The organism is Cupriavidus sp. 8B (assembly GCF_054589115.1).
The window spans coordinates 1-23,435 of the sequence record NZ_BAAILO010000664.1; the positions used below are offsets into that span (position 1 = coordinate 1).

Below are 23,435 nucleotides of genomic sequence, written 5' to 3' on the forward strand. Positions count from 1 at the left end.
CGGCGGCACGCCCGCCACGCGGCGAGCCCACGAACATAAAATTCGCTCTGCCAACGGCAATTGGGCGGATGGCGCGCTCGAGGCGATTGTTGTCCGGCTCCAGGATACCGCTTTCGGTGTAGCGCACGAGGGCCTGCCAATGTCGTAGTGCATAGCCGAAGGCCTGCTCCAACGGCTGCTTGGCCAGCAAGCCATGGGCATTGCCTAGCAGCCACTGGTGGAACTGGGCGAGCAGCGGCACGGATTGCGCCTGCCGCACGGCCAGTTTGTGATCCGGTGGCTTGTCCTTGATGCCGGCCTCGATGGCATACAACTGGGCGATCCACGCCAGCGCCTGCGCGGCCAACCCAAGCGCCTTCTGCACCTTGGCGATCTCAAAGAAGCGTCTCCTGCAATGCGCCCAGCAACCGACTTCGATGATGCGGCCGGTGCGATAGAGGGCATCGTGACCACTGTAGGCGTCGGCCTGCAGGTACCCCCGATAGTCGCGCAGGAAGGTGAGTGGATGGGTGGCGGCACGGGATTCGGCGAACTCGAACATGACCGCCGGCGGGTGATCGACCCACAGCCCGTTCTCCTGCCGCTGTCCGGCTCCGAGGTAGCCCCACAGGTGTGCCTGCTTGGTGGTGGCGCGCCCGCGTTCGAGCAATGGCAGCGTGGTGTCATCAAGGTGCAGGCGTGGTGCTTGTAGGATGTGAATGCGCAAGGATGGTAAGAGCGTCTGCAGCAACTCGGCCGACCCCAGCTTCCATTCGCACAGTGTGGCACGCGGCAGATGAATGCCCAGGCGGGCGTAGCCCATCTCCTGCCGGTGGATCGGCAAGTGGTCCACAAAGGTATTGACCTGGATGTTGGCGAGCAGGCCCGCGCTGGCGTTGCTCTTGGGTAACGGCGAGGGCTGCGCGGTGGCGGTCACGATGGTGGACTCACCATTCTTCATGGCCGCATACTTGAAGCGGATGTGCTCGATCACGCTGAGCTTTGCCGGCTCGTAGTGCAGCGTCTCGCTGCGCTCCTCGCCGATGCGCTGCAGTGAATCGAAGGCGGCCTTCTCTGCCGCGGACAGATCGTATTCGATCCGCGTGCGCGGCAGATCCTTGGGCAGTGCCGGGCGCCCCTTGCGGGTGTGGCCCGCCACCTTGATCTCTGCGGCGGTTGGCGGTGACGGCAGATCGAGCGGTACGGCAAAGAGTTCAGCCTGACACGGCAGACGCTCGGAACTGGCGCCGAACTGCGCGCGGTTAAGCTGCGCGATCTGGTGCTTCAATATCTCCAGTTGCTCCCACAGCGCTCGGGCGACCCGGTTCTGCTCCAGCGCGAGGGTACGTACCGCCTCGAGATCGGCTGGCAGGTCGGAGGGTGTCAGTACCGGAAGCATGGCGCCATGATGCGCCAGCGCCGGCAGGTTTACAAGTCACAAGATGCGCGTGGCCGTGACAGTGCGGTGGGGCCGAACCGCAGGGATCTCGATGCCTTCGAGCCAAGCGTTCAATTCGGCCAGCGTGAAGCCACGCTGGGCTAGCGTCGCCGGCGAAGGAAACCGGCCGCGCGAAAGCCGCTTGTACCACAACGCGAAGCCGGTGCGGTCCCAATACAGAATCTTGACCTTCGATCGATCGCGCCCGACGAAGACAAACAGGTGGCCCGACAGGGGACTCTTGGCCAGCAGCGGCTCCACCAGATATGATAGGCCGTCGATGGACTTGCGCATGTCGACCGCGTCACGGCAGATGAAAGCCTGCACATCGCCGCTGATCAGCACCGGCCTCCTCCCAACTGGCCCAGCACGAAGCGCACGATGCGTTCGGCATGCACCCCGGCCATCTCGATACGTGCGCCGCCGAGCGTGACGACCACTTGGTCGCGTGACTTCGATGGTGCCGGGTCGCTCGCCGGCAGGACATTCGGTAGCGCTGTCGTTGCCGCGGCGATGAACGCCGTATCCGGGGTCACTGCCATGGGCGGCGTCACCGGTGGCTCGTGGTTCAATCGCTTGCGCCACAGACCGAAGGTGCTAACGGCCAAGCCGTGCTGTCGGCAGAAGGCGCGGATGCTCCCGCCGCTGTTCCGCCATTGCGCCAGCAGATCGCGCCAGAAAGCCTCATCGTGGCGGTCATACCTTGCCCCGGCTCGTCCCCTCTTACCTTCCCGCTGATCGGCCATCGCTTCACTCCCAGAGATCGTGAAGCTCCTACCTTCTCATCGCCGCCCTCTACTCGCCAGACGGGTTCCGCTGACGGTTACGCAGTACGCGGCGATGGCGAAGGCGTCGGGACTGGATTGGCCGCTGGCAGAAAGTCTTGACGAGGACGCCCTGGAGCAGCGGCTGTTCGGCGCGCAGAAGCCGGCCAACAGCGCGGGCGGTCGAGTGACACCGGACTTCGCCTACTTGCATCGCGAGTTGCGCCGCAAGGGCGTGACGTTGCAGTTGCTCTGGGAGGAATACCTGGAGGCGAATCCAAGTGTCCCAATCTACCAGTACACACAGTTCTGCTGTCGCTACCGGGACTGGGCGGCGACGCTCAAGCGGTCCATGCGCCAGCATCACAATGCTGGCGAGAAGCTGTTCGCGGACTTCGCCGGCCCGATGGTTCCGATTCTCAACCCCGAAGGCGGCACTGCCTTCGAGGCCAGTATCTTCGTCGCTGTGCTGGGCGCGTCGAACTACACCTACGCGTGCGCCACCCGCGGCCAGACCACTGCCGACTGGATTGGCGGCATGGTTTGCGCCATGGAGTTCATCGGCGGCGTGCCGGAGTTGCTGGTGCCGGACAACCCGCGAGCGCTGGTCGCTCGGCCGGACCGGTACGAGCCTGTGCTATCCCGAACCGCCGAGGACTTCGTCCATCACTACAGCACGGCCATGCTGCCGGCACGGCCACGTAAGCCTCAGGATAAGGCCAAGGTCGAAACCGGTGTGTTGATCGTCGAGCGCTGGATCCTGGCACGGCTGCGCAACCACCGCTTCTACAGCTTGGCCGAGCTCAATAAGGCCATCAAGAAGCTCGTCGTCGACCTGAACAGCCGCCCCTTCAAGAAGCTGCTCGGCACGCGACGGGAATGGTTCGAACGGCTAGATCGCCCGGTGCTGCGCGCGCTGCCGGAGCGGCGCTATGAGGTGGCGACGTTCAAGCAGTGCCGGGTCAACGTCGACTACCACGTCGAGATCGACGGCCATTACTACAGCGTGCCACATGCCCTGGTGCGCAAGGCGGTGGAGGCTCGCGTGACGCGCCACACCATCGAGATCCTGTACGGCGGCAAGCGCGTGGCTCTGCACGCGCGCAATACCCGCAAGGGCAGCCACAGCACGGTCAAGGACCATATGCCGGCGGCGCACCGCGCCCACCTCGAATGGACGCCGGGCCGGCTGCTGAACTGGGCGGCTTCGATCGGTCCGAGTGTCGCCGTCATCGTCGAATACCAGCTCACCAGCAGGCCGCATCCCGAAATGGGCTACCGCGCCTGTCTGGGCCTGCTCAGCCTGGCGCGGAAGTACGGCAAGGACCGGCTGGAAGCGGCCAGCGCTCGCGCCGTCGCCATTGGCTCGCTCACACGCAAGTCGGTGCTATCCATCCTTGAAAACCATCTGGACCGGCAAGCCACTCTGCCGGGATCTCAGTCTGAGTGGCATTCCCCCATGCATGACAACGTGCGTGGCCCTGACTACTACCATTAGGAAAATACATGCTGATGCAACACACCGTTGGCCAACTCAAGGCACTCAAGCTCGACGGGATGGCCCGGGCCTTCGAAGAGCAGTCTGCTCTGACAGCCAGCACCAGCCTGCCATTCGAGGAACGCTTCTCGATGCTGGTCGATCGGGAGATCGCCTGGCGCGACACCCGGCGGCTGGAGCGCCTGCTGCGCGCGGCCAAACTCAAGCATACCCAGGCATGCGTCGAAGATGTGATCTATGACGGCAGCCGGGGCCTTGATCAGCGGCTCGTCGCCACCCTGGCCAGTTGCGACTGGATCCGTAACGCACAGAGCCTGATCCTGACCGGGCCGACCGGCGCCGGCAAGTCCTGGCTGGCTTGTGCGTTCGGTCAGCAGGCCTGTCGGCAAGGGTTCTCGGTGCTCTATCAGAGGGTGCCGAGGTTGTTTGAGGAACTGCAGATCGCCCACGGCGATGGCAGCTTTACCCGGCGCCTGGCGCAACTGGCGCGGATCGATGTGCTGATCCTTGACGATTGGGGCTTGCAGGAGCCTTCCGAGAGCGCACGCGGTGATCTGCTGGAAGTCCTCGATGACCGTGTCGGCACGCGTTCGACCATCGTGACCAGCCAGTTACCGATCGAGCATTGGCACCAATGGCTCAATGACCCGACGCTCGCCGACGCCATCCTGGACCGGCTAGTTCACCAGGCCCACAAGGTGCCGCTCAAGGGCGAGTCGATGCGCAAGCGGGCATCAACAGATACCAAGAAGCGGGGATCGTGATCACCTACGCTACAATCTCATGACCGCGCAGTACCACCTTCCTTCCCTGATCACGTTCACCGAAACGGCCGATCACCTTCACCGAAATCCGCACGTGTGATCGCCATGCGGGCGCGCAAGTGCTGTGCCCCAGGTGTCTAAGGAGGCAGCCCCGTAGGCGCGCACCAGAGCGACGGCAAGCGCCGTCTCGGCCGTGGCGACGGCCTGGCTAATCAGTCTTTTTAGTGCGCGGTCATGGGGTATCAGTATCCGATGCTCATACAGCCAGCGCTTCAGTTCATGGAACAGCTCGGTGCGGCTCGGCTGTCCCGTCAATCGTTCCTTGAGCCAGCGCGTGACGTAGCGGCGCTGGTGCTCAGCCATCGGACTGAAGCCGAGGGCTTGGTAGGCCAGCATCTGGTGATTTGACAGTGTATCGGTGCGCCCATCGTAGAGTGCGTTGAGCGTGCCCATGTCCGGCGGCGTCACACCAACCTGGACACCGACATGCGCCCAGAGAAATCTGGGCACCTGCTTGCAGGCGTCAAGCGTACGTCCCGTCATGCGGATAAAGCCGATGTGTACGGCAACGGCCAAGCGATACAAGGGACTGCGCCGAGCATCAATCAGTGCGCGTTCCTTGGAGGAGTAGGTGAAGAACGTGGCAAGCTCGAACTCGCTGAGTTCCCGTGGGATCTGCCGCATCCCGAGGTAGGCCAACCGCCAGTGATCCATCGCGCTTCTCCCACGCGTGAGACGGACTGCGGAGGGTAGCGGCAATGAGAGGTAGTCGCAACGTTCAACACTATAATATGCTGCTTGCGGCACTTCAAGGACTAGGGTGGGGCAGACAGCAACCTATTGATTTATTGGCATTTTCTTAGGTGGCAGGCCGGAAACCCGCATGGCTACAAGGGGCGGCTACCCCGGTAAACTGCAGCAAAAGCAAAGGGAGACCTGTTTCCGGCGTTTCATAATGCGAAGTCAGCCGGCGGAGCCCGTCGTACTGCGGCGTGACAGCGTCAGTTGCACATTGGATTTGGTCCAGCCGAGGGCTTGATGGCAGCTGTAGAGGCGTTGGAGGTGGGGCATTTCGCCGCAGCTTGATCGAACGCCGTGGCGAACGATGTGATGTCACGGGCGCTGCGTGCCGCGCTGGGCCGACCGCGACGAGGATCTGCGTGCCCGGCGAGATCCCGCCAAGAGCCTGCCTTGGTGCCCACCTGGATTGCCTAATCCACGTGCCGAAGGGCGCCAAACCTGAGTTGCACGTCCGGCGCAGCGAAACCGAGGACCAGTGGACCCGCGACACGGGCTGCCTCGCGTGCCTGCCTGCTTTTCCTCCGCTGACTGCTCGATGTCCAAGGTCTCAGCTGCCGAAGGAACCGAGAGGCCATGATTCGCCTAGTGGGCATTTTGAGGTGCATGCCGTGATCCGAGCTGGCACCGCCCCGTGCCACAGGTAAGCTGCCGGCTAAGCTGTCTAGCGATCCGGTACCGCCACGCTGGCGGCCTCTCAGAAACAGCGGCGGAAAGGCACGTAAGACTGCATCGAGCTTCAGTCAGAACGCCGATGCCAACCAGACTAACGTTGAGATATGACATAATCTCCGCGTGCCCTGCCTGCCTCGGCTCAAAGGGCCATATATGAGCGCGCGATGCAACGCTTCCCACCTCGCTACATCAGCCAAAGAATCATTACAATGATGCCCTGAATTTGCCGCTCGGATTGCTGCGTTCGGATGTGACCCGGACCTTCGCGACAACTGTCGCGGCAGGCTGCATCCACTTCCAATATGTTGCGGCGAAATAAAAGATAAACAGAGCGTTCATGAATCCAATATTACGGTGGGCAGGTAGTAAGCGCAAAGTCCTGTCTAACTTGCGTGGTCTGTCTCCCGCGTCATTCCAACGATATTTTGAGCCATTCGCAGGCTCAGCGGTCCTCTTTTTTGATCTCCTACCAAAGTCAGCGGTCTTAGGTGATTTGAATCCAGAGGTCATAGCGACATACACGGCGATCCGCGATACCCCTGAGGAAGTCTGCGATTATCTCTACTCTGTTCCGAAGACAAGGGAGGCATATTATACCCTTCGGGAACTTACGCCCGAAACCCTAACCAACACGCAACGCGCCGCCCGGTTAGTCTTTCTTATGAAGTCATGCTTCAACGGGGTATACCGAACAAACCGCCAAGGACGATTCAACGTTCCACTTGGCAGTCATTTTTTTTCCTTGCCTACACGTGATGATATCTACTCGGCATCGAATTTTCTCGCAGAGGTTGACCTGATTTGCGGTGATTTTTCTACTGCTATAAATAAAGCCCAGAGCGGAGATTTTGTCTATCTTGATCCTCCCTATAGCGATGGAAATAGATTTCGCGGAGAATATAGCTACCAGGGTTCATTTCAGTCGGCAGATCAGGAGAGACTTATCCTTGCTTGTCGGGACCTCACGGATCGCGGAGTGAAAGTGTTGTTGTCATTCAAGGAATGCGAAACACTATGTCACGGTCTAAATGACTGGTCGATGAGAAAGATAAACGTCACGAGGAGCGTAGCAGGATTTTCACACTCTCGGCGCCTTGCTAGAGAAATTCTGGCGTGCAATTACTGAACGAATGCCATGTCGAATAGTCGTGTACGCCTCGCCTTCCTTAGTGATCTGCACGCCTTCCATCCTGAGGCGAGTCGCTTAAGCGTATCGTATCTTCCAACCACCCCACGAGTTTCTGATCCAGATCCCTTTGGTAATCTACGTAAATTGATTCAACGGGAAGACTTGGAAGTTGATCTCGTCGTATGTGCTGGCGACATTTGCGATAAAGCGGATTTCCGTGGATTTCAATATGCTTGGGAGCAGTTGAACGACATAACGAAGGCATTGAATGCCAAGCAACTTATTGCGACTTGCGGCAATCACGACCTAAATTCACGCCATGTCGACTCGGCCGAGGATCCGGATCCAAAAGGAAATCTTCAAACTATTCGGCCTCAGTTTCCATTTGAATGTGATGATCTTTCAAATCATTTTTGGGCTCGGAATTTTGTACTTTTCCACCCTCTTCCTAGAGTACGTGTCTTAGTACTAAACACCAGCGCTTACCACGGCGGAAGCTCTGGCGAAGAGGTCCATGGGAGAGTATCAAAACGCACGATTGACGCAATCGAGCGTAAAATTTCTGATTCACCGAATGCGGATCTCAACATTCTGCTCTGCCATCATCACGTTCGTCCCCTCAAAGGACTCTGGGGTAATGCCCCTGACGCAGAGTTCATGCAAAAGGGCGGCGAACTATTGAGTATGCTAACTAACACGACAGTCTCTCCGTGGCTCGTCCTACATGGTCATCGTCACGTTCCCAATCTCGAACATTCGCGGGATCCCGATTGTGTGGTAGTAGGAGCCTCCAGCTTCTCAGCGCAAATTCCAGGTAAGCTTAACCAATTCCATGTTCTTGATGTTGTGGTCGACCATTCGTTGTCACAGCCACTAACTGGGACCATCGAAACGTGGAGTTGGACAATCACGGGTGGCTGGCAAAAGCGACCAGCTCAAAGCGACGAGGAGGGCTTCCCTCCCGAGTGTGGTTTTGGGTCCCAGTTTCAGCCTCGAGCCATTGCCGAGCAAATCGCACAGATGTTCACTTCCTCTCCGGACTATAAAAGCTGGAACGAAGTAATACAAAATGTTCCTGACGTTCAGCTCCTGACTCCAACACATCTGAGTCAGGTCGAGAAATTACTTGGAGCATCGAACATCAAGCTGCATCGCGATCGCGAAGGAATGCTGACGCAAGTAGGGAGGTCAGCGTGACCAAAGAGAATACCTCGTCTCCTTTCTTTGGAGCCTATAACGCACGGCATATCAATCCAGAAGAGGTTGCCCATCAATTCGTGCCTTCTGGAAAATTCTGGGAGTTGATTGAGCTACGTAATTCCCTCCTTATAGGCCCGAGAGGAAGTGGGAAAACACATCTTCTCAAAATGTTACAGCCCAAGGCACTGGCGGCATGGGATGGGGAAGAGGCTGAGCGAGCTCGAAAGAACATTGAATATTGGGGAGTTTTCACACCCGCCGATATCAATTGGAAGATACAAGTTGACCAGAAAGCCGAAAGCCTTGGAAATGGAAATGAATGGCGATTCACTAATGCAGTGTTTTTATCACATTTCAGAGAAGCATTTATTAATTCCATTTTGCAGATTACACGCGATCGACCGAGAGTCGACTTTGGTGGGTCCTCCAATAAAGTGGAAATATCAAAGGAAGATGAAGTTGCATTCTGCATTGCGCTTGCTGATGCGTGGCATTTACCGCTAGGCATTCCGTCCCTCGACGGGTTGAAGGTCGCAATTGTGGAAGAACTTGCGGAGCTTGGAGCCGCAGGATCACAAAACCAGCTATCACCGTATATAAAACGTCTATTGGGTATGAACCTTCTCGGCGTGGCCCGGGAAATTTCGGAACGATTCGTGGCGGTTACTGGCCTCTATTCCGCGAGATGGGCGTTGTGTTTTGATGAACTGGAAATTGCCCCCCAAAAGATCCAAGAAGACTTGTTCCAGTACTTGCGGTCAACTGATCAAAGATTTCTTTTCAAACTGGCAATTAGTCCATCGAATGATGCATCAGGCCTTCTAAATTCGGAAGGTGCGGCATCCGCGGGAAATGATTACGATGCAATTCCGCTATGGTTCATCGATCAGCGTGAACGCGAGCAATTTTGTTTGCGCTTGTGGGAGAAGCATGCTGTCGGCACTCCTGCGGAGCATCTACCTCCATATATCATACTTCAGCGGTCTCGATTTCAATACTCGAATCAAGAAAGTAGCCATGGTTCCAGGCGGTACAATAGTCCGAGTGGTTGGAAAAGCGACTTTCAGGAACTTGAGCGCAAGGATCCTTCCTTTGCAGAGTATCTGAGGCGGAATGGCATACGGACTGCTGCACTCGACGCCACTTCGCGGGATAAGATGAATTCCGTGGTTCGCAAGGTCGCTCCCTTAGTAGGCTTTCGAAACGCCTATCTTACCGTCTCTCGAAAAGAATCCGCAGGCAGCTCTCTCGTTCGGAAGAGCCTCAAGCGCGCGCCGCCAGATGTTTTTTCCGGTTGGGAGGCAATCTGCACGGCTACAGAAGGCAATCCTCGCTGGTTTAGCGGGATAGCCTCCCGATTGCTTCTTCGATGGAGGCAAAGCCCAAGTGGGAAGGAACTGACTCGTGAGCAGCAAGCTCACGAGCTTGAGATTTCGGCGAAGAAGTTCTTAGCTTGGATAAATGCGATACCTATAGAAAGGGCCGAGGATGTTGTTGCACAGCTTTGTCTGTATGACCTGATATCAACGGTAGCGAAATATTTCGAGCAGAGCGCGCTAGGAAAAGGCTTCACAGCTGATCCGGTGTTGGCGTTCACAGTGGACCAGGGAACGCCAGAGCCTATTCAGAAGTTGGTTATGGCGGCCTTGAACATCGGCGCGATCGTGATCTTCAATGACGAGGATATAAATTTAACTGCGGCATCTCCTGTAGGAAAGACTTTCCGACTTGTCCATCTTCTTGCGCCGCATTTCAATTTGCCCATGAGGCGAGGAAAGTCACGCAGCCTTTCAAGCATCCTGTCCAAGCAGTTTGGAGCTCTTCATAGGTATCGAGCCCCACTGAAGGCTCAAGATGGCCGAGAACGCCCGCAACAGTTAGGTCTATTCACATGAAATTCAAACGGCCGAGGTTTTATGATTTGTCTTCGGAAATATGGAAAGAGAAAGAATATGACGTTTCTATATTTGCGCTAGGATTCGAGTCACGAGCCGTTAGTATTTTGCCTTCAATTGTGGAACGAACAAAATCCAGCGTGGCCCTGGGTTTTAGCCATGGACATAAACTATCATATGAGCGAAACCAACAAGCTTTTAATGATGCAAAAACTCGAATAATTGATAATCTATCAGATCTAGAATTTGAAGAGGTCTTTCAAAATGAGATATGCTTGCTAAATGTGGAAGTTCCGACATCCATTTTTATCGATATCTCATGCTTCAGTCGTTTCAGACTTGCCGCGATCGTGCATGGACTATTCGATCGTGCGCACCGCTTCGAGGCCGGCTTAACGGTAGACTTTGCCTACTCACTGGCAAAGTTTGAGAAGCCGATCTCGAGCCGAAGACCTAACACTGTCGTGGGGCCGGCTCACCGCGCATTTGCGGGCTGGTCGCAGGGTGGGTACTCCTCAACAGCAGCAGTGCTTGGGCTGGGATATGAGCAAGATCAGGCGCTAGGGGTCGTGGAGTTTCTTCAAGCCGGGGAAGTTTGGGCATTTTCACCCAATTCCCCTGTAGAAGAGTATAAACCCGAGGTGGAGAAGGCTAACGAGTTATTGCTTTCCGAGATTCCTCGCAGTCGTGTCCTTGAGTATGACGTCTGCGCACCCACATCTGTCATCGCGAGATTGGAATCTGTTGTGCGGGGTCTTGGTGATGAACATAGCGTAGTTCTGGTGCCATTTGGCCCTAAAATCTTTGTTTTATGTTCTCTAATCGCAGCGGTTGTTCGGAGCGATGTCGCTGTCTGGCGCGTAAGCCAGGGAACCACAATCGAACCTAGTGATCGACAGGCTAGCGAAGTAAGCGTGGGACTCCGCTTGGTCTTCCCTGCTGAAGGAAGGGGCAAGCTCCCTTGAGGTTGCGGCGCGGAGCGTGAGTTTCAGATAAGCAATGGGAAGATCCAATTGGGGTACGCGCGCCTTGTTTCGTAAGCAGAACCTCTGCACTTAATGACTTCACTTCCGATAGGCGTGTGGTCGATAAAAAATAATCCAAATTCAAGATAATGTATGAAACCACTCATGTTCATTGGGTCTTCAGTTGAGGGCCTTCCGATTGCAGAGGCAATGCAACACAACTTGATGTATGCCGTCGATGCTGAACTTTGGTCCCAAGGTATCTTTGATTTATCGAAGAACACACTCGAATCACTGTTAGACAAAGCAAAGAAGTGCGATCTGGCCCTTTTTGTTTTATCCCCCGATGACATTACAAAACTCAGAAAGGAAGAATATAAAACAGCAAGAGATAATGTTCTGCTCGAACTCGGATTATTTGCGGGAACTCTTGGCAGAGAGCGGGTCTTCTTCGTCACACCATCGGATAATCAGTTCCACCTACCAACAGACTTGCTTGGGCTGACTGCTGCCTTGTACACTCCTGGCAGTCACGAGGGGAACATCAGCGCGTCGCTCGGCTCAGCAAGCACGCTCGTAAAACAGGCTATCGCGAAGCTAACAAGGCCCACACCCGCACACATCAATCTGAACGGGAAATGGCGTGGCGTTTGGGAGTTTTCCCGTGAGAGTTATCCAGCAAAGAATCCTTTCGAAGCTGAAATTTTGCATATCGGCGACCGGATTCGTACAGGTTTTCAATCAAACAACGAGCGATACGATGTTCGTGGCAACATTAATCGCGGACATTTTATTACCGGTATCTGGGGTAACCCAGACGCCGGCCCGTCATATTTTGGTCCATTCCAACTCGTAATCCACCCAGACGGGCGGACTCTATCTGGAAGATGGTCGGGATTCGGTCGCGATCTAAAAGTGGACTCTGGGGAATTCATTTGGGAGCGCATACAGGAACAATCTGCTTAGCTTCGCCAGCGGGTGGCCGGCTGTGCTGCTAGCTGGGGGAGCTTTGATTTCGGTGCAATATGCGACGGTTCGTGTTGCCGATAGGGCTGCCGGGATGTCTCTTAGCGGGTTTCAGTCCCGATCCGGACGCTCAGGCGGCAATGGCTCGCGGCTTGGCGCGGCATTGCGGAGCCGGATCATCACAAGAAAAAGGGCTTAGCGCGACATAGCCCTCAAGGCGTTCCCTTAGCGCTCTGGGGCCGCGCGAGGGCTTCTTGGGCACCGGCGCCTGGGGCTTAGGCATCGGCGTCGCTGCGGCCGCTGGCGCCATCCACGGTGCTCCTCGTCGTAGTCACCGAAGTCCGTGAGGTAGCGCAGCGCCTTTTCGGGCTCCGAGTTGTTCGGAAACGGGTAGAGGAGCCAGTGTTCTTCGAACGGTCCCGTTTGCTGCAAGGCTCTGATTGGGACCAACAAGAATTGTTGGCGACAGAAGAGTAGCCGACCACGGCAAATATGTCCGCCTGCTGATGGCATGCGAGGATGCATGTAGCCCCTAACAGCTTGAGGTGGAACTTCGCGCGTTAGGCGACTGCTGCCTGAGCCGTTGCGTTTCGCGTCCATTCGAAGCTCCCACATGCTGCGTGACCGCGCTAGTGAAGACCGAGGGCTCATCATCGGCGACTACTCGGCGACGTATGACCGGTCTCGTCGTTTTCACTGTGGGCTCACTATCCCCCGAATTAACGTCAGAGGCCGCACTGTCTCCTGAGTCAACCCTATTGGTTCGGCGTCACGTTGCGCAAGCACGGCGAGATAGTGCGGCGACCGAGTTTTCGACTCCCTCATCCAAATTTGCAAAATGAACCCCGGAACTGGACCGAGCATAAGCCCAAAGGCCATCTCCGCGACAGGCTCTCTAGGCCGCAGCATGTAGAAGATGACGGCGACTGCCAGCGCCGCAGTCCCCCAGAAAACAGTGAAGTGGGGAGTTTTCGCCAGAGCGGCGAGTTGCGCTTCGTACTTTCTATTAATTGCAGCGCGATTTTGGCCTTTATGTGCCTCGGCGCGTGCCTGTTGTTCAGCCGCGCGCCTATTGGCAGCCTTCGCTTCTCTTGTCTCCGCGCGCCATATTTGCCATTGCAGTTCGTTCTCGGCACGGGCATGTTCTTGTCGGCGCTCAGTACCCGCAGCCTTTCGAATGGCGGCTGTGGCTTGCGTACGCACTCGAGCACCTGAACTACTCCTTCCTTTCACGTTTGGCTCGCAGGCTTCTGTGAACCTCTTTCTCGACCGCCTTGGCATTGCTTACCAAGGCGAAGTACTCAACCACCGGTGGGTACGGGAAGTGTGTGCCGTCGAGTTCAGCGGCGCGCTCGTCCGGAGAACGCGTCGTGAAGCCGACCTTGACCAGGCCGGCCATCGCTTTGTTGGATATGACATAGACGTAGCCTTCCACCACGTTCTCCTTTTCGTTGTCCCAAACGCATGGCCACACTCGAGGCATGGTGGCGAATTCGTCGCTCCATCTTGCGGAAGATGTCAGCAAAAATCAGGGAAAGCAGAGGCGTGCGGGATCGTGCGATACGCCGATGACATTGTTGTCGGCTTCGCCTCGGCCTATGACGCCAAACGCTTCAAGCGGGACATGCAGCAAAGGCTGGAGCAATTCGCGCTCAAGCTACACCCGGAGAAAGCCCGCCTGATCGAGTTCGGCCGCTTCGCGGTGACGAACAGAGCCAGGCGTGGTCTGGGCAAGCCGGAGACCTTCAACTTCTTGGGGTTCACCCACATCTGCGGACGAGCCAGAAATGGCAAGTTCATGCTCAGGCGGCGCACCCGGCGTGACCGGATGCAAGCCAAGCTACGGGAAATCAGGGAGGAGTTGAGGCGCAGATTGCACCGGTCCATCTCGGAACAGGGCCGATGGTTGCGACGTGTGATGCAAGGGCACTTCAACTACTACGCCGTACCGACCAACACCCCGTCCATTCGCGGCTTCCGAGCACATGTGGTGGACCTATGGCGGCGTGCGCTCCGGCGACGCAGCCAGAAGGACAACACTACGTGGGCTTTGATCAAACGACTGGAAAGGGATTGGCTTCCACCTGCCCGAGTCCTTCATCCTTGGCCTGTTGTGCGGTTCGCCGCCAAGCACCCAAGGCAGTAGCCCGGTGCGCGAATCGCGCACGCCGGGATCTGTGCGGGGGGGGTGTCTAGTAATCGACATTCCTACCGCGACATTCACCTGTCTGGCACGCCGCTCAGTATCCTGCCCGCTCCACTCGCACACTCTTAGGAAGTGATTTGTAGGATCTTGCGCACTCCGCGAGAGTTGTTGTCACGTAACAATCGTAGAGGTCTATCGATGTCGAAGAGCCAAAGTGCTAACTTTTAGGCGCCTCGAAGGGGATAGCGTTTCGGTTATTTCTATTCCGTTTGTTTCGAATTGCACTGGCAACCGTTCGCAGGCGCGGAGAACCTCATGAATGTGGACCATCACAATACGTCGTTGCGTTCGGCAGATGAGAGCACCGTTGCCTGCGAATCCGACCGAAGCCTAGCGATGGTTCCTCAGTTTCCGAAGCAAGGAGCCGCATCCCCGCCTTCCGTAGTGAGATTCGGGAGGCACCCTGCCTACCGGCAGCCCCGGCAACCGTTGCGCAAAACGCAGCAGGCGCCTTATACTGCAGATGTTGCAGGCAAGCGCGGAGCTTGTAGAGGTCGTCGAAAGACGGCAGCCCGTATGGGTGGGTTCCTCGAATCCGGGGCCTGCAACCGTTCTTTCTTACTCGACGCGCACCGCGGCGAGCACTCGCTGGCGCTCCTCATCAGCGGCGCACCAGAACTTCAAGCCATACCCGTCTGCGTTTCCATTGCGCGCCCGGTACAGGTTGCGCGCAATGAGGCTTAGGTAGCGGTCTTCCGTCTCTCCATACTGACTCTTGTTAACTGCATAGAACGCGCTCGTCGCCACGGCGTCTGCAATCTGCAGGCCCGCGAGCTGGTCATGGTTCACCGCGCGCACACGATTCAGGTCCAGACTGGGCCAGTGAATACGGCATTCGTCCACACCCTGCAGCCGCACCATGTATTGCCGCAGATCGTCGTAGGACATGGCCGAGCGGTTGGAGAAGATCAGCTCGGCCGTGCCGTCCCCCTCACCGGCGCGCACCGTGTCCCTGCACAGCCAGCTCACGCGCTCTAGCAGCAGGCGGATCGTGTAGCGGTAGAGGGAGTACGCCTCCTGCTGGAATATCTCCGGGTCGGAAATCGACGGCTTGTGGACCAGCACGTGCGCATGCCGTAGCGGCGCTTCACCGATCAGGCGGGCCAACGGCACCCGATGCTCGTGGCGCAGGTGGCGAAAGTGCAAGGGCGCCTTCGGCTGTTTGTTCAGCAGCGCTCTGGCGTCCTTGACGAGCTGGACCATCGCCAGGTCATTGACCGTGCGCACCACCGTGGCGGACTGGATGAACCACCGCGAGCTGCCTTGCTCGTTGGGTAGGAATTTGAATCCTTCGTCGCCCGACTCGTCGATGTACGCGCGGAAGCTGGAGGTCATGCCCTGATGTGCTGGTGAAGTGAAGGCATCATTATGGGGCAGGTCAGCAGCACCTCCGCGCAGAGGTAGCATCTACTTCCAACTTCCAGCAAAGTTGGCTTTATTCCATTAAAGATGCGTCGAACTAGAGTTTTCGCGTTTATGCGCCTGAGCGTGGTAACCCGTGCGCTTGATCTTGCGCCAGTCGTCAGACACGCCGCCCGTGCAGAGGCTGCCCGCGTGCTCGGTCACAATGCCTTCGAGCTGGAGCGCGAGTATCTGCTGCCACAGCCATTCGCCGTCATCCGTGGCGATCACGTTGAGCAGACCCCCTCCACGCCTGAGCGGGGCCCGTCGGACACGCCCAATGACTCATAACTCAGCTCTGCCTGCCGTTTGGGCAACATTAGTGAATGCATGCTGCTCATCAACGTTGGTATCTCGTTTTCCGGATAGCTCTTCGCCCTGACTAAAGAGCTCTGGCACGAGAGCATTGTCTGCCTCAATTTTTTGGTTTCGCTCTAAATCTGCCTTCGCTTCCGCAAGTAAGGCACTGGCTTCGTTGCGCGCTTGCGAGATGATGGCTTGGCCCCAAAAAAATCCTCCGACCGCACCAGCTATGGCTCCGGCGACGCCGAAGATCAAATATCCCAAAGCGACAGCGCCAATACCGACAAGTGCAGCTTTTCCCCACGGCGGTTGTTGCAATTTGATGTTGGCAGCGATGACGCCTCGATTTGCATTCAAAATATCTTCTTTGAGACAGCGGCTCTTAAAATTCCCGACGTTCCGACACGCCGAGATCAGAATTTTTCGGAGATTTTCGTCGGTCACTGAAAAGTAAGCGTCTCTTGTCTTTTCCCGGCGAGCATCATATTCTTCGGCGAAATATTCCCGGCGAATAAATGGTTCGCCAAATGCGCCAAGAGGAAAGAAGCGGCCTTCACGGGATCGATTCATAATTTCCGATAAACCCGCTTGATCTTCAAGTTCCAGGCATACACGCTCAAGTCGTTCGAGTTCATTCTCAAATTCCTCGAAACTGTCCATCTTGAAGAGCCCTCCTCGCGTATAGACGTCGTTGGTTGCAATTCCAAGTTCATCGCAGGCGGAGATTTCATTCTCGAAGCAGCCGCAATACGGCTTAGTTTCGAGATTTAAACCATTTCAGTGCCTTCCTCCACAGGGCCTTAAGATCAACTGAGAAGCCATAGATGCTTGGCCTTAACTGCAGCACTTCGTCTTTCTTGTCCAGTCGCATCTTCTCGCCTTCGTGATCTGATAGCATGGCATAAACCGGGCATTCGGTATAATGCAGCGGATCAACATATTGCCAATTCCACCTCCAGTCGTTAGCACTTTGAGTCGGATCTGTGCTCAGCTGATTGAACGCTGCTTGACGATCTATTTCGTCAGGGAATCGATGCAAATAAGAGGCGAAGAGGTGGAATACGTCGAAGGAGATTTCTGGACAGAAATTGTGAAATCCAGAATGTTCGTTGTTTCGACTAGTAATTGACGTCGCGTGCTCTTCAACCACAGACCAATATTCACTGTTTTTCCAATAATCGAGCAGTGCTTGGTCCTTGTCCTTGGCTATAGACGTTGTAATGCCAGCACCACCAAGTAAAGAAAGGCTCTCATAGTATCGCGGGCATTTGTGCACGTTTGCAAGCGGACAGCGTATGGCAACAGAGCGCTCGGCGCTGATTGACTTGTTCCACTGATAATCTGGTTGTACTGTTGCCACCGCGCGTCACCATTCCGTATCCAATGGTCGAGTTGAAGTCGCGGCAGCAAGCAGTCGCCCCGCGAACTTTATGGTCATCCTACCGACCGTCAATTGCAACGCCCCGCTGCGTCAAACGCAACGCCCACCACGTGGCGGCAGCGTTGGGGGAAAGCAACGGACCGGGGTACTTATTTGAACTTCAGCTGGTAGTGCCAACCGTCCGTGTGCGGCAGGGTGCCGCGCTTGGGAAGCTGGCCATGTCCAGATGGGGCTTAGGCGTCGGGCGCCTTGCCAAAGTGCGCCCGATAGGTTTCGTGCACGGACGGCTCCTTGTCAGGCTACAGCTTGCTTGTCGATGGAGCGGGTCGTCTGCAGGCCGCGCAGGTTGGTGTGCTCGGTAATGGTGTACCTGGCGATCACCTTGCCATCCGGCGTGATCTCCTCGTACTCGTCGATTTCCGTTTGGCCCATTGTGCCCTTGGTGCGCGAGCCCGTCTTGAGCAATTCGTTGGCGGGGGCGACCCCCAGTTCATCCTTCAGACTCATGTTCGTAATCCTTGCTTATTTGAGGGATTGGCACGTTATCGCTTAATAAATCTATGCACACCGACGCCGCTCGTCGGTGTGCACAAATTTGTTCCCGCTGGTCGGACGCCAGCAAGCCGATTGCATGGCGATGGTAACAATTTTGCGTCGAGAAACGCTGCAAAAAACTGTTCCCCCGGCCAACACTTCAGGCAATTTTGTGCCTTCCCCCAACGTATCGGTCAGTCGTCTACCTGGATCTTGCCGACGGGGCAAGGCGACCCGATGGCGGGGATTCGGCTGTGCAAAGCGATGACGGTCGCTGCGAGGTGCGCCGCGCGAGCTAGCCGAGTCACGCTGGGGTGCCGCGCCTGCCACCGGCGCGCTTTTCAGCGCGTCAGCCAGGCATGCCCATGGGGGTTGGGAACAAAATGCTGCAAAAACCGGGAACAAATTTGTGCAAACCAACGACGCGAGTCGTTGGTTTGCATAATTTTGTTCCTGCTGGTCGCCCGCCAGCTGGCCGTTTCGGAGACATCGGGAACAATTCTATGCAAAGGGATTTTGCAGAATATTGTTCCTCCAGTCGACGTTTTGAGTAATTTTGTTCCTTTTCCCAACGGATCGGTCAGTCGCTGCCTGGCCCGCTGCGGCTTGCGAAGCTGCGGAAGCGCGCCGTCAGGGGCGCCGTGCGCGCCGCGCGCGATCACGGTGCCAAGCCGGCGGCACGCCGGTGAGACTGGAAGGGCGGCCGTCACGGGTCAGGCCTCCTTCCCGCGGGCGCTCCTTGGTCTGGCCCATGGGGCCAGGAACAGAATTCTGCAAAGTTCGGGAACAGTTTTATGCAAACCAACGCGAGTCGGACAGCGGTGGTGCGGATCCACCGGATTTGACATAACGCCCGGTCCGCGAAAAATCGACTCGACTGTTTGGAGGAGGCGAAACGTACCCCACGGCTTGGGGAACCGTCCGACCTCAGTTGTCCGCCGGCGAGCGGTTGATAGGAACCGGTGCAAAGTCGAAATGGGCGGCGGCATACACGGCATTGCACGCCCAGACTTCTTCCCCGTCCTTATAGAAGGTGACCCATTTGCCGTCGCTGAGGCATTGGGCGCCGGGAAACACCTCCTCGTGGCCGTTTGGACCGTCCAGCGGGAAGGGCGCGTGTGGCGTGGCCCAGTAGCGGCCGGTCGGTAAGGCCGTGATCGATTTTCGGGACATTCTCTTCAGTACCGCCATGCGCTGTCACGCAACGCGCGATCCGACCCGCCGCGGCGAAACGGATTGTGTCAATCCTGCGACGGCGTGGCACCGTCCCGAGACATCCTCGTGTAGCCTCACTGCCAGTCACCTCCAGCTATAGGTCCAATTTAGTCATGGGGCAATACCTCCAAATTGCAGTCCGAGCCTTCGGCGTCGGCGCCATCCTTGTGATCGTCGCCGTTGCCTCTCGGCAAGTATATCTGCGGGTCGCTGCTGAGGCTGGTAGTGCCGGCGGTGAAGAGGATCCTGCAGCAATGATGTTGATCCGATGCGAGGCCATGCACAGCCGCCTGCAGAATCGGCCTGTTTCCGAAGACACTGCGGATGCTGACGAGGCGCCGCGTGCCCGGTGTATGGAGTCCTGAACTCGCAGCAAATCTAAGCAGTCTTCAGTTCACGCTCCTTGTGTGACGCTAATGGGCCGTCCCGCGCGCCGGCCCTGGTTCGATTTGGCTCCGGAATCACGGTCGGCGCGTATGTGGCCGGCATGCGGCTCGGCCGGGACTTCCCCGCAAGCGCCCCTCGCACGCGCCCAGCCTTGGCGAATATCCTCCCCAAGGGGGCTTACCGCTGCGGGGCGACAAGGTGAACATCAGAGGCGCGTCATGCCGAGCGGCAAGCGCATGCTGCAACCCTGGCGCGGCTGGAGGCCTGGCGGGCAGAGCTGGAGGCAGCTGGCCGTCCGCTGGTGGAGCTACGTACCCAATTCTCGACCGAACAGGAACGGGCGCGCGGCGCATGGAAGCGATGCAGGCGGTGTGGGATGCGACAAGGGCGACTGATCGCTCGCCCCCAAATCGTTGCACCTTTCCGACTCCCAAAACCTTATACCTATGTCTCTTGAGATCGAGCGCGCCGCAGCTGGTGTGGATCCGTGTGCAGATGGTCAGGCACGGCCTGACCTTGACCAACCTGCAGGCACCCGGCTGCTTTTCCCTCGTGGCGCCGCCGCCGGCGGCACCCGAGCCGATGCGCACCTACCGCAACGCCGAAGGGCAGAAATGGGGGTGGGCAGGGCGAGATGCCGGCCCGCACGGATACGCGTGATGCGAATGTTGGATATGGGGCTTCATGGTGCGGCAGGTCAATACATTCTGTCTAGCACTTAAAACATAGACCATTCCTCGGTTGTCTACGCCAGTAAATTCTGCGCCGCACCACCCCAACGAATACGCCAGAACACAGATTATCAGGTGCTCTTCGCGATGCTATTAGAAATGAAAAGCCCGCCGTAGGAACGGGGAGAACCTTGGGCGGGCGAGATGCAGGCACACCTCCAGATTTGTAAATGCCAAACGATGTTGCCGGGCGGGCATGTTGACAATGTCGCAATTAAATTGCGACCGCCGTCTACGATATCCTCCGCGCCGTGGACTGGGCGGCTCAAATCTCCGTGTGTTATACCGTCACGAATATCGACACGCAGCCCAGAAAATTGAAGGCTAGGGCTACATTATTGGTATGGACGTCGATATACCGCTTGGACGTGTTGCAATCTTCGAAATAATGTACGATGCTGAAGTTACTATAGAGATGGAGAAAACAATGGCATCCTACAAACAGCTGCTCGCCGAAAAGGAAAAACTCGAGGCTCAGCTCGTCGAAGTGCGAGCAACGGAAGTCGCTGGCGTTATCGAACAGATTCAAGCCCTGATGGCGCAGTATGAGTTGACTGCCGACGACATCGCTCCAAAACGTCGCCGTGGTCGGCCCGCAGCAAGCGTGGCGGCAAAGGTTCCGACAAAACCCAAGACATCCCTGCCGCCAAAGTATCAAGACCCCAAGACGGGTGCAACTTGGACTGGCCGGGGCCGTGCACCGGCTTGGCTCGGTAAGAATCGCGACAAGTTCTTGATTCCGGAAGCGTGAACACTGGGCGACCCAACGACCGTTGTTTTGCCGCAGTAGTTGGCAGGTAGCCGCGCCGCGTGAGCCCCTGTGTGATGGATCGCTCGTGGCAAGCCCATTATCTTGGGACCGCAATTCGAGAGTGGCGCAGCACGATAGGGTTGTTTGCCCGAACAAATGGTGCCACGCCGATTGGCGTCGCTGCTATCATGCCGCGCATCGCGCGCGGGTGTAGCTCAATGGTAGATCAGAAGCCTTCCAAGCTTATGGCGAGGGTTCGATTCCCTTCACCCGCTCCATCGTGACTCTGGCTCATGCCTGGTTAGAGTCATGAGCCAGGGCCACTGGCATTGCCGCAGCCACGGCCGCTGACGACGCACTGGACCGGTGGTCAGAACCAGGTTTGTGCTGGGACCTCATCTGGCTCCCTACAGTGAAGGGCCGGTTCTTCTACTGGTGCATGATGCAGGATGCCAAGCCATTTCGGGTGGCCACCCATGCTTCGTTCAATGCGAGCGCTTCAGTTGCCGGCAGGGCCTTAGCAGCGGGCTGCGCAACGGAAGGCTCCTCGGCTACGCCCAAGCAGGGCGGAAAATCCGTCGGGCGAAGCCACTTCGCCAAGAAGGTCCCTAGCGCGTCGAGCAGCACGTCGGAACTCAGCCCTTGCGCACCGCCAAGGCGGGGACTCAGTACCAGCGCGGTCTGATCATGCTCGAAGACCTGCAAGCGCCGCACCGAATCGGCCGGCTGCAGGAGCACATCGGCTCCCTCCACGTCCTCGAAGCCGAACGCATGCAGATAGTCGCGCGCGTGGCGTTCACCGAGGCACAGTACTACGCGGGGCCGGTGCTGGCGGCGCAGCGACGATATGAAGCGGAAGCGCCCGCCAAGGCGACACAGGCGTAAATACTCCGACTTGACACCCAACACCTGCAGCTCGCGGAATACCTTGCTCCAGGGCAAAGTGTGATCTGTTCTCTCAGGCAGTGGGAAGAGATTCAGCTTGAACTCCCATCCATTCGGCACATAGAGATAGCGGTCAAAGTACTCACGTGCATTGATCGGAATGCGCCCCGGGGGCAAGGCGGCTGACCGCGCTGCAGCCAACATCCGTGCGATCCGGTAATGCGACTGCCAGCGCGGCAATAGGTGTGCATGGCGCGAACGGAACTCCCTATCCCATGCCCCGGGTGTCGGCTGCCCCTGCAACGCTACCGATAGCGGTACGCAGCTAGACAGCGGGGCCACGTCGCACACCCAGATGGCGGCGGCCGGGTTGCCGCCATCCATCCCCGCAAACGACGTAAATGCAAGGTCCAACTCCGCACGACTAAGTGCGGAGAGTCGAGGTTGCTGCATCCGATTCAAATCCTCATGGATCGCGCGAGAGGCAAGCTGACGATCGCCAGTCTGGCTATTGTTCAAAGCCAAAAGAATAAAAGCGCTGGTCCCCTCGCTGTCTGAGCAAATCTGAGCAAACTGGCAGCCCGCACCATGTGGCCTTGGTGTCAGACCCCGGCACTAGCCGTCGATCACGATCTTCTGGTAGACCCGGTAGCCCTCGCCCCGCACCGTCGACACGGGCAACCGCAGCCCGCCCACCTGCTCGACCTTGCGGCGCAGGCGGCGCATTTGGGTATCCAGTCGGCGCTGGTCGTAATGGAGGTAATCCTCGCCAAGCGCCCGCACGATGGCCTTGCGCGTCACGCATTCATCGCCGCTGGCGAGGGCATACAGGACCGTGAAATCCTGCGCAGACAGTGGAATGGGTGGGAACCCCGGCGGGGTCAGCGTAGGAGGCTTGGCCGACAGCCGCCAATGTGCTTCCACCGACGAGCCATCGGACAGCAACCGCTCCTCTGCCAGTGCGAGGGCCCAGTCAGAAATATCGCGGGCCACCGCCACCCGCTGGTTCTTGCACTCGGACAAGCGTGCCGACCACATGATGTGCGCGATACTGCCATCCTTGCGCACATAACGATTCTCGAAATGACGCTGCAGATAGCCAGCCTCGATCCGCTCGACGGCCTGCAGCGTTCTCGCCCGATCCTCGGGATGGACGAAGTCAATCATCGGCGTGCCCAGCATCTCCTCCGGCTGGTAGCCAAAGATGCTTTCGCAAGCGCCCGTGACGGACAGAAAACGGCCCTGGCGGTCGACGACGCAGATCGCGTCGAGCAGCAGGTCCATGACGTGCTTGGGGGGCAATGTCGCCATCTTTCTTTGTTTTTTCAGAGTGGGGTGAGGGCGAGTGCGCTACGCGCCGCTAAGCGTTGCAGGCGCGTCATGAGTGCCGATAGTAGCAAGAAGGCGGTTCGGCCGCAGGCGGCTTTTCTGTCACCCGCCTCCATGCCGATAACGCAGAAGATTGTTCGCCGCGCAGGCACTGCAGGATCACAACGCCACTTTGGCAAGGACTACGTTTATGGGCGACACTGCCTTTCCTGGCCCCCGGAATCCCTGTGCCATGCGGGGA

At 57.5% G+C, this 23,435-nt stretch carries 22 protein-coding genes, 1 tRNA gene and 1 pseudogene; 10 read left to right on the plus strand and 14 right to left on the minus strand.

Translation table 11 applies throughout. The annotated features are described in order from the left end of the window. The 3 genes from tnpC to tnpA all read right to left on the minus strand — a co-directional run. Nucleotides 1-1,378, minus strand: a 1,378-nt coding sequence (tnpC, locus tag ACYP5B_RS53545) for an IS66 family transposase (RefSeq protein ID WP_459575646.1), incomplete at its 3' end; no start/stop codon positions are given. 36 nt (nucleotides 1,379-1,414) lie between these two features. Beyond that, on the minus strand, nucleotides 1,415-1,762 hold the full coding sequence (gene tnpB, locus ACYP5B_RS53550; protein ID WP_459575647.1) for an IS66 family insertion sequence element accessory protein TnpB: 348 nt from the start codon (nucleotides 1,760-1,762) through the stop codon (nucleotides 1,415-1,417). Continuing rightward, nucleotides 1,756-2,163, minus strand: coding sequence for an IS66 family insertion sequence element accessory protein TnpA (gene tnpA, locus ACYP5B_RS53555; protein ID WP_459575650.1), 408 nt, complete (start codon nucleotides 2,161-2,163; stop codon nucleotides 1,756-1,758). Before tnpA ends, tnpB begins: the two co-directional genes overlap by 7 nt. Before the next feature lie 16 nt (nucleotides 2,164-2,179). Between tnpA and istA the strand changes: the two genes are divergently transcribed. Further along, a complete protein-coding gene (gene istA / locus ACYP5B_RS53560) occupies nucleotides 2,180-3,679 on the plus strand; it encodes an IS21 family transposase (protein ID WP_459575676.1) in 1,500 nt (499 codons plus the stop codon). 8 nt (nucleotides 3,680-3,687) lie between these two features. Next, nucleotides 3,688-4,443 (plus strand): IS21-like element helper ATPase IstB, encoded by a 756-nt coding sequence (gene istB, locus ACYP5B_RS53565; RefSeq protein ID WP_447430023.1) that lies wholly within the window; start codon nucleotides 3,688-3,690, stop codon nucleotides 4,441-4,443. 102 nt (nucleotides 4,444-4,545) lie between these two features. On the opposite strand, the pseudogene ACYP5B_RS53570 reads toward istB, so the two are convergent. Continuing rightward, nucleotides 4,546-5,157: pseudogene (locus tag ACYP5B_RS53570) on the minus strand (DUF4158 domain-containing protein); the annotation flags it as partial. A gap of 1,096 nt (nucleotides 5,158-6,253) precedes the next feature. On the opposite strand from ACYP5B_RS53570, the gene ACYP5B_RS53575 reads away from it, so the two are divergent. The 5 genes from ACYP5B_RS53575 to ACYP5B_RS53595 all read left to right on the plus strand — a co-directional run bounded on the left by ACYP5B_RS53575 (nucleotide 6,254) and on the right by ACYP5B_RS53595 (nucleotide 12,071). Then, a complete protein-coding gene (locus ACYP5B_RS53575; protein WP_459575651.1) occupies nucleotides 6,254-7,042 on the plus strand; it encodes a DNA adenine methylase in 789 nt (262 codons plus the stop codon). A 9-nt stretch (nucleotides 7,043-7,051) separates the two neighbouring features. Further along, the gene (locus ACYP5B_RS53580) at nucleotides 7,052-8,242 is read left to right on the plus strand and encodes a metallophosphoesterase family protein (protein ID WP_459575652.1); all 1,191 of its coding nucleotides are present in this window, start codon (nucleotides 7,052-7,054) and stop codon (nucleotides 8,240-8,242) included. Further along, entirely contained in the window at nucleotides 8,239-10,140 is a 1,902-nt protein-coding gene (locus ACYP5B_RS53585; RefSeq protein WP_459575654.1) for an ORC-CDC6 family AAA ATPase, read from the plus strand. Before ACYP5B_RS53580 ends, ACYP5B_RS53585 begins: the two co-directional genes overlap by 4 nt. Next, nucleotides 10,137-11,105, plus strand: coding sequence for a hypothetical protein (locus ACYP5B_RS53590; RefSeq protein ID WP_459575656.1), 969 nt, complete (start codon nucleotides 10,137-10,139; stop codon nucleotides 11,103-11,105). The genes ACYP5B_RS53585 and ACYP5B_RS53590 overlap by 4 nt, the downstream gene beginning before the upstream one ends. Before the next feature lie 153 nt (nucleotides 11,106-11,258). Continuing rightward, nucleotides 11,259-12,071: a TIR domain-containing protein gene (locus tag ACYP5B_RS53595; protein WP_459575657.1), complete on the plus strand. Its 813-nt coding sequence runs from the start codon at nucleotides 11,259-11,261 to the stop codon at nucleotides 12,069-12,071. 1,216 nt (nucleotides 12,072-13,287) lie between these two features. Here ACYP5B_RS53595 and ACYP5B_RS53600 read toward each other — a convergent pair. Continuing rightward, nucleotides 13,288-13,506, minus strand: a complete 219-nt coding sequence (locus tag ACYP5B_RS53600; protein ID WP_459575659.1) for a GIY-YIG nuclease family protein — start codon at nucleotides 13,504-13,506, stop codon at nucleotides 13,288-13,290. A gap of 120 nt (nucleotides 13,507-13,626) precedes the next feature. On the opposite strand from ACYP5B_RS53600, the gene ACYP5B_RS53605 reads away from it, so the two are divergent. Then, nucleotides 13,627-14,217, plus strand: coding sequence for a reverse transcriptase domain-containing protein (locus tag ACYP5B_RS53605; RefSeq protein ID WP_459575660.1), 591 nt, complete (start codon nucleotides 13,627-13,629; stop codon nucleotides 14,215-14,217). 618 nt (nucleotides 14,218-14,835) lie between these two features. Here ACYP5B_RS53605 and ACYP5B_RS53610 read toward each other — a convergent pair. The 7 genes from ACYP5B_RS53610 to ACYP5B_RS53640 all read right to left on the minus strand — a co-directional run bounded on the left by ACYP5B_RS53610 (nucleotide 14,836) and on the right by ACYP5B_RS53640 (nucleotide 19,069). Then, entirely contained in the window at nucleotides 14,836-15,612 is a 777-nt protein-coding gene (locus ACYP5B_RS53610; protein WP_459575663.1) for a DUF3800 domain-containing protein, read from the minus strand. A gap of 108 nt (nucleotides 15,613-15,720) precedes the next feature. Further along, the gene (locus ACYP5B_RS53615; RefSeq protein ID WP_459575665.1) at nucleotides 15,721-15,909 is read right to left on the minus strand and encodes a hypothetical protein; all 189 of its coding nucleotides are present in this window, start codon (nucleotides 15,907-15,909) and stop codon (nucleotides 15,721-15,723) included. A gap of 54 nt (nucleotides 15,910-15,963) precedes the next feature. After that, nucleotides 15,964-16,641: a hypothetical protein gene (locus ACYP5B_RS53620; RefSeq protein ID WP_459575666.1), complete on the minus strand. Its 678-nt coding sequence runs from the start codon at nucleotides 16,639-16,641 to the stop codon at nucleotides 15,964-15,966. A 94-nt stretch (nucleotides 16,642-16,735) separates the two neighbouring features. Then, nucleotides 16,736-17,341: a hypothetical protein gene (locus tag ACYP5B_RS53625; protein ID WP_459575667.1), complete on the minus strand. Its 606-nt coding sequence runs from the start codon at nucleotides 17,339-17,341 to the stop codon at nucleotides 16,736-16,738. Between the two features lie 315 nt (nucleotides 17,342-17,656). Next, the gene (locus ACYP5B_RS53630; protein ID WP_459575669.1) at nucleotides 17,657-17,869 is read right to left on the minus strand and encodes a hypothetical protein; all 213 of its coding nucleotides are present in this window, start codon (nucleotides 17,867-17,869) and stop codon (nucleotides 17,657-17,659) included. 368 nt (nucleotides 17,870-18,237) lie between these two features. Then, nucleotides 18,238-18,606, minus strand: a complete 369-nt coding sequence (locus tag ACYP5B_RS53635; RefSeq protein WP_459575670.1) for a hypothetical protein — start codon at nucleotides 18,604-18,606, stop codon at nucleotides 18,238-18,240. 217 nt (nucleotides 18,607-18,823) lie between these two features. Next, nucleotides 18,824-19,069: a hypothetical protein gene (locus ACYP5B_RS53640; protein WP_035858884.1), complete on the minus strand. Its 246-nt coding sequence runs from the start codon at nucleotides 19,067-19,069 to the stop codon at nucleotides 18,824-18,826. A gap of 1,587 nt (nucleotides 19,070-20,656) precedes the next feature. Between ACYP5B_RS53640 and ACYP5B_RS53645 the strand changes: the two genes are divergently transcribed. Further along, a complete protein-coding gene (locus tag ACYP5B_RS53645; RefSeq protein WP_081861975.1) occupies nucleotides 20,657-20,980 on the plus strand; it encodes an H-NS histone family protein in 324 nt (107 codons plus the stop codon). Nucleotides 20,981-21,184: 204 nt separating this feature from the next. Next, nucleotides 21,185-21,258, plus strand: a tRNA-Gly gene (locus ACYP5B_RS53650). Between the two features lie 151 nt (nucleotides 21,259-21,409). Here ACYP5B_RS53650 and ACYP5B_RS53655 read toward each other — a convergent pair. Both ACYP5B_RS53655 and ACYP5B_RS53660 read right to left on the minus strand, forming a co-directional pair. Further along, nucleotides 21,410-22,069 carry an XpsR family transcriptional regulator gene (locus tag ACYP5B_RS53655; RefSeq protein ID WP_459575671.1) on the minus strand — a complete coding sequence of 220 codons (660 nt, stop codon included), beginning with the start codon at nucleotides 22,067-22,069 and terminating at the stop codon, nucleotides 21,410-21,412. 411 nt (nucleotides 22,070-22,480) lie between these two features. Beyond that, entirely contained in the window at nucleotides 22,481-23,149 is a 669-nt protein-coding gene (locus ACYP5B_RS53660; protein ID WP_200876669.1) for a PAS domain S-box protein, read from the minus strand. Between the last annotated feature and the right edge of the window lie 286 nt (nucleotides 23,150-23,435).